Origin of the sequence: Phragmitibacter flavus, from assembly GCF_005780165.1 — a bacterium.
GTDB classification, from domain to species: Bacteria; Verrucomicrobiota; Verrucomicrobiia; order Verrucomicrobiales; family Verrucomicrobiaceae; genus Phragmitibacter; species Phragmitibacter flavus.
The window spans coordinates 157,496-170,760 of sequence record NZ_VAUV01000002.1 but is presented as its reverse complement, the minus strand read 5'-3'; the positions used below and the strand labels follow the sequence as shown (position 1 = coordinate 170,760).

The 13,265-nt window shown below is 55.3% G+C and carries 10 protein-coding genes and 1 pseudogene; 6 read left to right on the top strand and 5 right to left on the bottom strand.

The genetic code is table 11. From position 1 onward, the window contains the following. Positions 1–4 precede the first annotated feature (4 nt). Positions 5–2,557, bottom strand: a complete 2,553-nt coding sequence (locus FEM03_RS02710; RefSeq protein WP_138084640.1) for a DEAD/DEAH box helicase — start codon at positions 2,555–2,557, stop codon at positions 5–7. Positions 2,558–2,901: 344 nt separating this feature from the next. Here FEM03_RS02710 and FEM03_RS02705 point away from each other — a divergent pair, with 344 nt between their 5' ends. The 3 genes from FEM03_RS02705 to FEM03_RS02695 all read left to right on the top strand — a co-directional run bounded on the left by FEM03_RS02705 (position 2,902) and on the right by FEM03_RS02695 (position 7,680). Next, the gene (locus FEM03_RS02705) at positions 2,902–6,711 is read left to right on the top strand and encodes a S8 family serine peptidase (protein WP_166442568.1); all 3,810 of its coding nucleotides are present in this window, start codon (positions 2,902–2,904) and stop codon (positions 6,709–6,711) included. A 109-nt stretch (positions 6,712–6,820) separates the two neighbouring features. Beyond that, positions 6,821–7,204, top strand: a complete 384-nt coding sequence (locus FEM03_RS02700) for a hypothetical protein (RefSeq protein ID WP_138084638.1) — start codon at positions 6,821–6,823, stop codon at positions 7,202–7,204. A gap of 53 nt (positions 7,205–7,257) precedes the next feature. Beyond that, complete coding sequence (locus FEM03_RS02695; protein ID WP_138084637.1) at positions 7,258–7,680, top strand: OsmC family protein; 423 nt, start codon at positions 7,258–7,260, stop codon at positions 7,678–7,680. Between the two features lie 68 nt (positions 7,681–7,748). Here the strand turns inward: FEM03_RS02695 and FEM03_RS02690 are convergent, their stop codons facing one another. The 3 genes from FEM03_RS02690 to FEM03_RS02680 are packed head-to-tail and all read right to left on the bottom strand — an operon-like array spanning position 7,749 to position 9,341. Next, positions 7,749–8,234, bottom strand: coding sequence for an anthrone oxygenase family protein (locus FEM03_RS02690; RefSeq protein WP_138084636.1), 486 nt, complete (start codon positions 8,232–8,234; stop codon positions 7,749–7,751). A 5-nt stretch (positions 8,235–8,239) separates the two neighbouring features. Next, positions 8,240–8,917 (bottom strand): FMN-dependent NADH-azoreductase, encoded by a 678-nt coding sequence (locus FEM03_RS02685; protein WP_138084635.1) that lies wholly within the window; start codon positions 8,915–8,917, stop codon positions 8,240–8,242. 58 nt (positions 8,918–8,975) lie between these two features. Further along, the gene (locus FEM03_RS02680) at positions 8,976–9,341 is read right to left on the bottom strand and encodes a winged helix-turn-helix transcriptional regulator (RefSeq protein WP_138084634.1); all 366 of its coding nucleotides are present in this window, start codon (positions 9,339–9,341) and stop codon (positions 8,976–8,978) included. Positions 9,342–9,820: 479 nt separating this feature from the next. Here FEM03_RS02680 and FEM03_RS02675 point away from each other — a divergent pair, with 479 nt between their 5' ends. Continuing rightward, the gene (locus tag FEM03_RS02675) at positions 9,821–10,942 is read left to right on the top strand and encodes a PcfJ domain-containing protein (RefSeq protein WP_166442567.1); all 1,122 of its coding nucleotides are present in this window, start codon (positions 9,821–9,823) and stop codon (positions 10,940–10,942) included. A 14-nt stretch (positions 10,943–10,956) separates the two neighbouring features. Further along, complete coding sequence (locus FEM03_RS02670; RefSeq protein ID WP_138084632.1) at positions 10,957–11,703, top strand: SDR family oxidoreductase; 747 nt, start codon at positions 10,957–10,959, stop codon at positions 11,701–11,703. Between the two features lie 96 nt (positions 11,704–11,799). Here the strand turns inward: FEM03_RS02670 and FEM03_RS02665 are convergent, their stop codons facing one another. Next, positions 11,800–12,294, bottom strand: a complete 495-nt coding sequence (locus FEM03_RS02665; protein WP_138084631.1) for a ferritin-like domain-containing protein — start codon at positions 12,292–12,294, stop codon at positions 11,800–11,802. Between the two features lie 173 nt (positions 12,295–12,467). On the opposite strand from FEM03_RS02665, the pseudogene FEM03_RS02660 reads away from it, so the two are divergent. Beyond that, a pseudogene (locus tag FEM03_RS02660) lies at positions 12,468–13,255 on the top strand (SDR family NAD(P)-dependent oxidoreductase). Positions 13,256–13,265: the final 10 nt, after the last annotated feature.

Below are 13,265 nucleotides of genomic sequence, written 5' to 3'. Positions count from 1 at the left end.
CCCATCACTCCACCTTAAATTCATGCACGGGAGCCATCGATTGCAACATCAACGACACCTTCCCCTCCTCCCTCGCCAACACCAGGTCCACTCGAAACTCCAACTGCCAGTCATTCAACCCCTCGGGGTCTACCAATACCTGACAAACCCTCCAACTCTTCACATCCTCCGCAACCTCCACATAAGTATGCCGACCATTGCGCGCCTCATTATCCAGACAAATCCGCTCATGCCCGTCAAGATAGTCATCCAGCGCCGTTAGCAACACCTCCTCCTTCAACACCGATCCCACCATCTTCAACGCCGCGCCCGGACTGCCGCCGATTAACCCCTTCATGAACCGGAAGATCTCCGTCCTCACCAATGCCGTAAACTCCCGTTTGTTCCGTGTTACATCCACCACCTCGTCTTTTTTCTTCTCATCCTCGTCTTCATCAGGCTTCCAGTTCGGATCACGCAAACGCTCCCACTCATCCAACAAACTCGAGTCCGTCCCACGCAACACTCCCGCCAGCCAAGCTTCCATTTCCTGCACCGGCTCTGTTTTGAACCGGTCCGGCACCGTCTGCGCAAGAATCTTGTGCACCCCGGAAATATGTCTCAGTAACACCCCTTCCGCCCGATGCAGCTCATAGTCATTGATGTAATCCGCAAATCCCCGAAAATTCTCGAACATCTCCCGCGCAATGCTCTTCGGTCGAATGTTTTCCTGCCCCACCCACGGATGCGCTTCAGAAAAAGCATTGAACGTGTTGTAAATAAAATCCCGGCAAGGTTTGGGATATTCCAACTCCTCCAATCGCGCGATCCTCTCCTCATACGGAATCCCCTCCTCCTTCATCGCCGCCATCGCTTCGTCCTTCACCTTGCTAAGTTGCCTGCGCAAAAGTAGATCCGGATTTTCCATGATCGACTCGCAAAGCGTGAGGATATCTGCCGCATAAGTCGGTGACGCCGGATCGATCAACGCCAGCGTGTCAATGAGATACAACGACAACGAATAGTTCAGCGAAAAATCCTGCTGTAACTCGACATTCACCCGCAACTTCCTTCCACCCTTCACTTGCTCCGACTTCGGCAGGATCTCAATGATCTTCCGATTGATCAACGCCCGAAACAACTCCCAGGCCCGCGCCCGATGTTTTTTCTTCTGCGCCGCCGTCTCATGCGAATCCCGAATGATCTGCTGCATCGCCGCACACCCATCACCATCCCGGCTCAACACCTCCAGCAACATCCCGTGCGTAACCTGAAACCTCGAAACCAACGGCTCCGGCGCCGCCCCCTGCAACTTTTTGAACGTCTCCTCATTCCACCCAACAAAACCTTCCGGTGGTTTTTTCTTCACCATCTTCTTCAACTTCTTCGGATCGCCCGCCGCTTTCGCATCCATCTTCGCATTCTCGATCACATGCTCAGGTGCCTGTGCCACCACGAACCCCACATCATCAAATCCTTTTCTTCCTGCGCGACCCGAGATCTGATGAAAATCCCGCGCCGACAACGTCGCCACTTTCTGTCCGCCATATTTGCTCAACTTGGTAAACAACACCGTGCGAATCGGCACATTCACCCCCACTCCCAACGTATCCGTTCCACAAATCACCTTCAACAATCCGCGCTGAGCCAGCTGCTCCACCAACACCCGATACTTCGGCAACAATCCCGCATGATGGATCCCGATCCCATGACTCAGGTATTTCTTCACTTCCTTGCCATAAGGACTCGTGAACTTCACCCCCACCAGATACTCTTTGATGGATAACTTCTCCTCCGCCGAACAGAAGTTAAGGCTCATCAAGTCCTGTGCCGCCTGTGCCGCATCGTTCTGCGTGAAATGCACCAGATAGACCGGAGCCTTTCTCTCGCCAATCAACTCTTGCAAGGTGACATCCACCGATGACTCCACATAACTAAACTCCAACGGCACCGGGCGATCCCTTGACGAAACAATCACGGCCTCCGCGCCCGTCAGCCTCGTCAACTCCTTCTGAAAAAACTCCGTCGAACCCATGGTCGCCGACATCAACAAAAACCGCGACTTGCTCATCGTCAGCAACGGCACCTGCCACGCCACCCCGCGCTCCTGATCCGAGTAATAATGAAACTCGTCCATGATCACTTCCCCAAACGGTGCCTCACTGCCGTTGCCCAAAGCATAATTTGCCAAAATCTCCGCCGTGCAGCAAAGGATCGGCGCATCCCGGTTCACCGTTGCATCCCCCGTCGCCATCCCCACCTGATCCGGCCCGAAATCCCGACACAGCGCGAGAAACTTCTCGTTCACCAATGCCTTGATCGGACAGGTATAAACCGACCTCCGCTTCTTCGCCAAAGATCGAAAATGCAAAGCCGTTGCGACCAGCGACTTCCCCGATCCCGTCGGTGTGTTCAAGATGACATGCTTGTCCTCAAACAGTTCAAGAATCGCCTCCTCCTGCGCCGGGTAAAGCTCCAGTTTTTTCTCCATCACATAATCCAGAAACCTGTCCAACAATTCGTCATTGGAACAATCCGGCGATTCAGGAAGTCGGCGCAAAAGAGGGTGGTCGGACATGGAACATCCACTCTTCACCTCTCACAAAAGATGAGCAACGCCAGACTGCGGATTGTTACATCCGCACCTACTCCTCAATTGTAGGTTGACCTAAAACTTATTTCCTGCCATGAATTCGATGCGCCCCAGCTCGAGCGATCCATTTCCTCATCTCCGCCGCCATGAAAACTAGATTTCGATTCAAATTGTCGCGGTGGATTTTGCTGGTAGCAATCATCCCGCTTTTGGCAGCCATAGCTTTTTTGTCATTGTGGAAACATGATGCATCCCAACAACAAAGGCAGGATGCAGCACCTTCGGCACGTCAGAGCCCCATCCCACCAACGGCCACCAATCATCCTAATTTGCCCGATCAAGTTATCACGGGAGCCAGCGCAGTCTCCTCAACCGAAGCCGCCAAACCACCCGCGACCACGATTGCGCCTGCCCCAACCGCACAAACCAACCAGTCAAATCGAATCATCGTCAGCGACACTTTCCGTCGACTGCGCGCCACCGAAATCGTCAAAGTTCAGAAAACCTCTGCCACTGGCGGCCAATCCACGCGGGTCGACACCCTGGTCAAAACCACCGGCAAATATCCCACCGTCGTCGTGCGCCAAAATTTTTCCGGCGACTCACCCGTCGCTGAGAACTTGCGTCAGGAGTCTGCCTTCGTTGCCGACCACGTTCTGATCACTCCAGAAGCCGATGAGAGTTCAGATGCTTTTCAAACTCGGCTCAATCAATTCGGCTACCGCATTCTCAAAACTCTGCCCAATTCAAATATCCACCTCGTATCCGTGGGGAACGGCTCGATCGACGCCGTGGATCGCGCCACCAAACTCCTCGCCCGGGCAGAACCCGATTATCTCGTCTTCACCCAGGAGACCCTCGGAAGCGCCAAAGAACTCATTTGGGTGCCCGAAGCCCAGCGGTTCCTTGATCCCGAAACTCAAAATTGGTGGCAGGACAATGACAACGGACCTTCGGTGCCAAGCGCTTTGACCTCACTCATCCAGGCAGACGCCGCGACCTCGACTTCCAGTGATGGCAGCCGTTTGTTGGATTTTGAGAATCGTTCCGGTGACTACCGGCCTTACGCTTACCGGCACGGCTTCAAGATCGCTCGCTCTACCAACGAATCTTCCGTCTACATCCAGAATGCCTACACCAGCGGTTACCCGGAGAATGGCGGCTTTTACCTACGCTCGCTGTATGGAGACCTTGACACCGACTTTGAACACAAGGATGGCCTTCCCTTCAAGGCCCATTCTGTCGATCTGGCAGAATACAGCACCGTTTTTCCCACCCCTAAAACCGTTCGGGTCACCGGCACCAAACAAGACGGCACAACCGTGTTCACCCAGTTCACCACTGATGGCATCATCGATGGCGCAGGTCCCCAGAAGGATTTCCAAACCTTCCAATTTCCGGCCAGTTTTGACTCACTGGTGAAACTGCGCTTCTCCGATCAACCGTTCATGCTCGACAACCTTCTGGTCACCTTGAATGGCCAGGAAACGCCCCCGCCTGTTCCCCCGACGCTGCCAGTCATCTACGACGTCAACTGGGATGAAGCTCCTCATGTCATCGGACAAGTCAGTGCCGTTGGCGGGCACCATGCACCCAGCAGCCTCAATTTCGGCAACCCCATCGTCCGCGAAACCTTCGGAGTGCTCAATAATCGTCCTTTGGAACTCATCGACGGAGGCAACTCCAGCAACTACAGCCAGCCTCGCTTCGATCTTAAGCTCAATGCAAAAACCTACCGCGTCGAATTTGATCTGACCTCGCTGGACAACAGCGATTCCACCTCGGTGTTTTTTGATGGAATAACCAACTTCGTCAGGTTTACGTTTTCACCCTCTTCCATTTCCATGCATGGAGGATCTCTCGTCTCGATCCCTTTCTCCGCCAGCGCTCTCAATCGGGTGGTCATTGACGTCAATCTAACGACCAACACCTATACCCTCCAGTTGAACAACCAAACCCCGGTCACCGGCAGCATCACCAGCGTCCTGGCCGACGTTGCCGCCATCCGCTTCAGCACCTCAGACGGTGGCACCCAAGGCGGTTCAGCCATCGATAACGTGCGCATCAGCGCCTTCCAAATCGGCGAACAAACCACCGCCCCCATTGCTACGGTGTTTCCGAGTGCAGGGCTCACCTTCCCCACCGTTGCATTGGGATCTTCCGTTACCCGTCTCATCGAATTCCGCAACGCCGGGCTCTCTCCATTAACGCTCCAGGTCCTGTCGATCAGCGACCCCCAATTCTCCCTTGATGCGCCGTTGCCCGCACAACTGGGTGCAGGTCAACCCTTCTTCCTTTCCACGAGATTCACTCCCACCACTACGGGTTCTCCGACCGCAGAACTGCGCGTTGCCACCAACGATCCCAACAAACCCATAGTAACTATCCCCCTGTCCGGCACGGTTCAGACCCCTCCCCGAATCTCCCTCGAACCCGCCCATTTGAGGGTTAACATGGTCGCGGACACCAAAGGCACCGAACGCTTCACCATTCGCAACACCGGCACCTCCCCCCTTAACTGGCAGATCATCCGCCTCCAGCCAACCGGCGGCGGCACACCCGCACCACGCAACACCAACGATCCCCAACTTCCCTTTCTATGGGGAATGCTAAGCTCCCTTCAGGGAGGTATCGATGCCCAGGCAGCTTGGAATCAAAACACCGGTTCAGCCAACATCACCGTCGCCGTCATCGACACCGGCGTTTCTCTAAGTCACCCCGATCTCGCTGCCAACATCAAACAAAACAGCGCCGAGATCGCGGGTAATCAGATCGACGATGATCACAATGGATTCGTGGATGATGTCCGCGGTTGGAACTTCTATTCCGACACCTCCAATGCCGACGACGTCAATGGCCACGGCACCCATGTCTCCGGCACCATCGCCGCCCTCGGCAACAACGCCACCGGCGTGGTCGGCGTTTCTTGGAATTCCAAAGTATTGCCCGTCCAGTTTCTCAGCGCTGGCGGCTCCGGATACACCTCCGACGCCATCGCCTCCGTCGACTACGCCAGACAACGCGGTGCCCGTCTTATCAACGCCAGTTGGGGTGGCGGCGGCTTTTCCAGCTACCTCCAACAAAGCATCCAAAACTTCTGCGCCACCAACAACGGCCTCTTCGTCGCCGCCGCAGGCAATCAGGGAACCAACAACGACAGCGCTCCCCATTATCCCTCCAACTACACCACTGCAGGAATCATCTCCGTCGCTTCGACCACCAAATCCAGCCAGCTCTCGAGTTTTTCCAACTACGGCAAAATCAGTGTCGACCTCGCCGCTCCCGGCAGCGACATCATCAGTTGCCTCCCCGGTGCCCGCTATGCCAGTTACAGCGGCACCTCCATGGCCGCCCCACATGTTACCGGTGCGGCCGCGCTGTTGATGAGCGCCAACCCAGATTATCCGAACCACCAGGTGAAATCTTACCTGATGGTTTCCACCGACTACCCCCCTGCTCTCAATCAAAAAGTCGCCAGCGACGGACGCCTCAACGTCTATCAGAGCCTCCGCAAAATGCCTGAAACCTGGATCAATCCCCTCACCACCAGCGGCACCGTCGGCCCCGGATTGGCCTCCAGCATCGACTTGGAAGTCAACACCTTCGGCCTCGCACCCGGCACCTACAACATCCTGCTCGCGCTCGCCACCAACGATCCCGACCGCCTTTCCCTCCAACTTCCCGTCGAACTGAAGGTCGTCGCCCCCAACGCCCTCGCCACCTGGCGAAACCTCAACTTCGCCCCCAATCAACTGCTCCATCTTGAAAGCGAAGAAACGCTCTGGTCCGACTACGCAGACCCCGACAACGACGGCATCAGCAACCTCCTCGAGTTCGCCCTTGCTCTTGCACCCAGGCAATCGGATTCCATGTCGAAAGCCATGAGCCTCAATCCGCCCGGCGAATCGGGTGCCAAACTCATCGTCACCACCCGCACCCAGCTCGGTCCTGTGAGCATCGTCCCCGAATGGTCAACCAACCTTCACCCCGATTCATGGAGTTCTTCTGGAATCATCATGGACGAAGTCTCTGCCGATCCCATTAAAGGCACCACCACTTGGGAGATCACCCTCGATCCATCCCTCGGAAACCCTCCCAGCGCCTTTTTCCGTGTTCGTGCGGACAGCAACGGCAATTGAGTCGACGGCAACATCACAAAAAATTGTCCTCACCTGGCGGTGCCATTCGTTGTGAGTCGTTGACCGTCCACCATTCTACAACCCATTCATCTCTAATCCGAATCACCAAATGAAAATCGTTGCTCACGTCGCCGCCACCATTCTCGGTCTGCTCTTCCTCATGGCCTCCGTCGTTGGCCTTTTCCAGCTCGCTGAAGCGCCAAAATTTCCCGAAGGCTCGCCAGCTGCGATGTTCATGGGAGCCTTCGGTCCCACGGGTTACATGACCTTCGTCAAGGTCTTCGAACTCATCGGTGCCATCCTCGTCATCATCCCCAAAACCCGCAACTTTGGCCTGCTGGTCCTCGGTCCCATCATCATCAACGTCCTCGCCTACCATCAGTTTGTCCTCAATGGCCAGGGCCTTCTCAACCCCATGATCATCATCATCTGCTTCTCCGCCCTGTTTCTTTTGTGGGTTGAACGCAACCGCTTCCTCGGTTTGTTGCGTTAACAGGGTAATCCCCACCCGTAATATCAGACTCATCCCAACACCATCGATTCATCATGAAACAAAAAGCATCCGCAGTATGGCAGGGCAGCCTCAAGGAAGGCACCGGCACCGTCTCGACAGGCTCAGGCGCACTGGTCGAAAAACCGTATTCCTTCAAAACCCGCTTTGAAGGCGAGCAGGGCACCAATCCAGAAGAACTCATCGGCGCCGCCCACGCCGGCTGCTTCTCAATGGCGTTCTCGATGATCCTCGGTGGTGCGGGATTCACCCCTGACAAAATTGAAACCACCGCCACGATTTCATTGGAACCCAAGGACGGCGGATTCGCCATCACTGCCAGCCACCTTGAAATGACCGCCGTCATCCCCGGTATCGACGAAGCCACCTTCCAAGACCTCGCCGGCAAAGCCAAAACCGGCTGCCCAGTTTCAAAATTGCTCAACGCAGAAATCACGCTGGACGCCAAGCTCGGTTGATCCCCGCTCAGTCCCTTGTCCACCTCTATCCGGTGAGCCTCCCATTTGGGAAACGCCCACCGGATTTTTTATGTCCATCTCCAAAAACCCATCATCAAAAATCCCAACCCCGCAAGCGAACTCATCGTCCTCACATAATTCCAAAAATTCCAACTCGCCTGATAGTTCGCCCAAAAAGTCGTCCTCTCTGGAGCTGAGGAAGTCAGGCCTGCCAATGCATCATTCAAGGGAACATTAAAAATCACCGTCACCAAAAACGTTCCACCCAGATACAAGGCCGCTCCGGCCATACTCCAATAGGTCGACGTCATTCCCCATTGCCCGAAGGACCCAACCAACACCAACAGGCACAGCAGTGCCGTCCCCATGAACACCGGCAAAAACCACGACTTCAAGGCACCCACATTGATCGCCTGCATCGCCGCGATTCCATCCTCCGTCGGAAGCCTTCCCAGCGCTTTCATCACCAAGGTCGAAAACGCAAAAAACACCCCCGCCATCAGACCACATCCCAGCGCAGCCACAAACCGCAAACTGTCGTCCAATTCATTCATCGTGATCATGGTTTCAACCCTCCACCACTCAGCGCCAGCGTGCCCAATAGCTCATCCACCTTCGCATCCACCTGCGCTTCCGCGGCACTCAATGATCGCTTGAACTGGCCATCCTGCTGCTCCTCAAACACCACGCGAACAAACGCTGCGTCGTCCAGTCCAATGAATGCCATCACCGCTCTCAGATGCGGATCCAAAAAATTGAGATGCTCGCTGTGACCTCCCGGTTCATATCCCGACGTTCCCGCCGCCGAGATGATCACCAGCGGCTTTGACTCCAGCAACGGCTGATACGGATGGGAATCATCTCCCGTCAAGGCAAACGTCCTTCCCACCCTCACGATTTGGTCCAGATAGGCCTTCATCGCTGCGGGCATGCCAAAGTTATACATCGGCACCCCCATCACCACCACCCTCGCATTTTCAATCTCTTCGATCAACGCCTCACTGGTCGACAAGGCCTCCCGCATCTCAGGGGTGCGTTGATGATCTTCCGTAAAACCCGCCGCAATCCACGCCTCATCAATCGCCGTTGGAGGTTCCAATCCCACGTCCCGATAAGTCACGGCTGCCCCGTCATCCAAACCGATCCACCGATCCACAAACCGCTGAGTTAGATGGCGTGTAACCGAACGCGTCACACGTCCGCTGGCATTGATCACTAACAAGGATTTCGGTTTCATAGGAGCCGAGCATGCACCCGCAATCTCACCCCTGCCTCGTCCCAAGATTGTGACCGGCTCACAACTTTGTGACCGCACCCTGCCGCTTCAGATAAGCCTCACCCCAATCCTGCAGTTGATCCATCACCCCCGACAAGGCATGGCCATGTTCCGTCAGCCCATACTCAACACGCACCGACATTTCAGGATACACCGTCCGCACCACCACACCGTCTGCCTCCAGTTGACGAAGCTGCACCGTCAACGCCTGGGCCGTCACTCCAGGCAATGCCGACTGCAAATCCGAAAACCTTTTTGTTCCAAGATGCAATTCCCACAAGATGGAAGGTTTCCACCGCCCACGAATCACATCCAGCGCCGCCCTCACCGGACATTCATCCCGTAATCGGTCGAACTTCTGCTCATAGTCCGCGAGTGTCTTCATGGAAGAAGGTAGTGCTTGTCCAAGGCAAAGACAACCCGAACCCTATGAACTCGCCTTCTGAAAATTCGCATTCCATTTGATTTATCGGTTCGCATGCGCAATAACATCAATGTCATGTTCTTAACCGCTCATTCCTGATTCGGACTGCTGCTGCTACAAATTATTTAAGCAGATATCCAGCCACTGTCCTCGCGCGCTCACTGAGCAAGCGCACACGCGTCCTAAACAGCAGCCCCTGCGCCTGCTTTGGACCCTCAAATCTTCATCAGGAATTAAATCACATGAATCATCATCGCGATTCGGAGGAATCGCGCTTGCCTCGCTCCGCCTCCGTTTTGTTAAACATCATCGACGGAAAAGCCTGGAATGCGCGCCTCGTCCGCAACAACAACCTTCGCCAGCATTGTCGGCGCGTGGGAAAGATCTTCCGGCACCCTCAACAGTTACCCCACCTCCGGCAATCCCTCCGAAGACTTCTTGTGACCCTCATCAACGATACCGACCTGTTTACCACCAGCCATCCGGATGAATACCCCTGCATCACCGTGCAGGTGCGTGTCGCGGCTTATTCGAAACATTGGATTCGCCAGCCAGAAGACTGGATCCCGAGACCAAACTCATCGGCATCGCCAAAAGAACAAATCCAACATTTGCTTGAACATCTCTTTGTCCTTTGGCCCGTGCCGGAATACCTGCACTCCGCCTGGCTGGTGAACGGCGATCTGGTGTATCTGGAGCGGGATTGGTATTGCCTGCTCGGCAGCGGTGCAAGTCTCCGGAATCTCCCAGGCATGCCGCCCTCAATCAGTTCGAGAGCATTGCATCTCAGCCAGACCGCACCAGCGCATCTGACGATCCGGCAAGCCCTCCGCTGGGGACAGGTCAAAGCCATGAACGGGAGCGAGTCCCTCATCCATGCGGTTCTTTCCAGTCGCATGGTCTACGATTTCTCCAATGACGTGATCTGGTCACGGCTTGTCGAGAAGTTCAGCGTTTCACTTGAGCTGCCGCCAAATGATTTCGGCATCATCTCCGACACCCTTTTGGAGGTGCTCGACAAACACGGCTTGAAACGCGCAAAGACTCTGGTGGATCGACCATTAAAGGAACTGCTGTGCTTCAGTCAAAAATACTGGCGTTCCTTCATCACAAGCATCCGAGCTTCATTGCCGGACTTCAAAATTGACGATGTGAACCGCCCCAGTTATCGAGCCGAACTCCGCTATCTTGGCGCGTCAACCTGGCCTCTCATTACCGGGTCAACTCCAGCTGAACTAATCACCCACCATGGTGGTCGGACTCGGCATTGGAAAATGCAGGAACTCAACTCCCATGCTCAACTCATCGCCGAAAGCCAGACATTGAGGCACTGTGTTCACGCCTACGGTGGCTGCTGCAAAGCGGGTCACTCGGCCATTTTCAGCCTGCAATCCTATGACATCATCAAGGAGCAAAAATATGAATCCCATCACCTCACCATTGAAGTCGATCCCCAGACGCGCAAGGTGGTTCAGGTTCGTGGTAAATGGAATCGAATTCATGACTCCAAAAAACTCTCTGCACTTCAGATCTTTGCCGAACAACTTGATCTTGTTCTCTGAACTTACCAAATCACATGACTGCCAGCTCAAACAAAACCGCCATCGTCACTGGATCGTCACGCGGCATCGGTGCTGCCATTGCCAGACGCCTTGCCGCCGATGGATTTAATCTGGTCATCAACTACGCCGGACGCGCTGCCGATGCCGCCCGGGTCGTCAACGAGATCGAATCCGCCGGAGGACAAGCCATCGCCATTCAAGCCGATGTCTCCAACGTGTCGGAAGTCACTGCCATGTTTGATCAGACCGAACAAACCTACGGCGGCATCGACGTGATCATCAACAATGCCGGGGTCATGCAACCTGGACTCGTTCCCCTCGCCGACATCGATGACGCGTGGTTTGATCGCCTCTTCTCCATCAACGTCAAAGGCACTTTCAACACCCTTCGCCTCGCCGCCACACGACTCCGCCAAGGTGGACGCATCGTGAACTTTTCGAGCAGCGTGATCGGGCTTGCCCTGCCTGGATACGCGGCTTACGGCGCAACCAAGGCAGCGGTGGAAATGATGACCAATATCTTCGCCAAGGAACTCCGAGGTCGGGAAATCACCGTCAACGCCGTGGCTCCCGGTCCGACCGCCACCGACCTTTTCCTGAATGGCAAAACGCCCGAACAAATCGCTGGCATGGCAAAACTCGCCCCGCTTGAACGCCTCGGCAGCCCCGACGATATCGCCGGTGTGGTGTCCTTCCTCGTTGGTCCTGATGGAACATGGGTGAACGGACAAACGATCCGCGCCAACGGTGGCATGGTTTAATTCCAATCAGCCAAACAAAAAAGAAAAGCCCGCATCACGGAAGAATATTCCAGATGCGGGCTAGAGGGGATTTTGACTATTCAGTCGGACGATCGATTACGAATTCGTTTTCACCTCGAACCGTCCGCTGTCACGCAGATCACGCACAAAATCATGATCTTCCTTCACTTCCGCGGCTTGGGCCTGGACCGTGGTCACCGCATCGGCAGGAAGGGGTGGTTGATGCGTGAGTGCTTCACGATAGGCGGCAACGGCTGCATCCTCACCACGCTCGGCTTCTTCAAGAATGGCCTGATCTTCGCGACGGGCCACCGTCGAGCGAATCTGCAGCCAGGCACGATGCAGGCTTCCACTAACGGAACCGCTGTCCTGTGGATCACTCGTTCCGTATCTCGTCTGCAAATCCTGCAACTGGCTCACGAAACGGGCACGGGAAGCACTGCGCTCGGAGAACGCCTGTTTCAAGGCAGGGTCAGTGGCATGCTCCGACGCGAGCCGATAACCTTCCTGGCCGTCTTTGCTGATCTCGATCAGGTTGTCGAGGACTCCGCGCACATCTTTCGCATCTGGGGTATTGGCAGTAGTATTCATGGTAATAGTTAAGGTAAGTGTTGATCACGAGAGGAGACTTCGATGTCTCCGTTGACATAGAAAGATCGCAGCCTCTTCAAAAGGCGGTCCCCCGACTAAGGCATCAGGGGACGACCAGTCCGTCCTGCATCCATCAACTCCAGCAGGCTCGTTCCATTTTTACTCATCTTATTATGGACCTCCAACTTATCGGCAAAACCGCACTCGTCACCGCCTCCACTGGTGGCATCGGCAAAGAGATCGCCACCTCACTCGCCCTTGAAGGTGCTACCGTCATCATCAATGGCCGCAGCGCTGCCAGCGTCGAAGCCGCCATGGCCGACATCCAAACCAAAGTGCCACGAGCCAGGCTTCTCGCCCTCGCCGCCGACAACGCCACTGCTGAAGGAACCGCCGTCAGCATCCGCCAGTTCCCGAAAATCGACATCCTCGTCAACAACCTCGGCATTTACGAAGCCGTTGAATTTTTCGACGAAACCGACGAAGCCTGGCAGCATTTGTTTGAGGTCAACATCATGAGCGGAGTCCGTCTCGCCCGCCATTATTTAAAATCCATGCTCGATCAGGGCACGGGTCGCATCATTTTTGTTTCCAGCGAATCCGCCATCAGCCCCTCGCCGGAAATGGCCCATTACGCCGCCACCAAAACCATGCAATTGTCGATCTCGCGCAGTCTCGCCGAACTGACCAAAGGCACCGCCGTCACCGTCAACACCATCCTGCCCGGCTCCACCAAAACCGAAGGCGTGGAAAAATTTGTCCAAGACATCTTTCCCGAGAATCGCTTCAAGATGCCGAGCGCCGGTTCGTGAAGGAAAACCGTCCTACCTCCCTCATCGAACGGCTTATCGACCCCAAAGAGATCGCCGACTTCGTCACTTTTGTCAGCAGTCCGCTTGCCGGTGCCATCAATGGAGCCGCCCTGCGCGTCGATGGTGGACTGGTTCGCAGCGTGTTTTGATCATCAACTT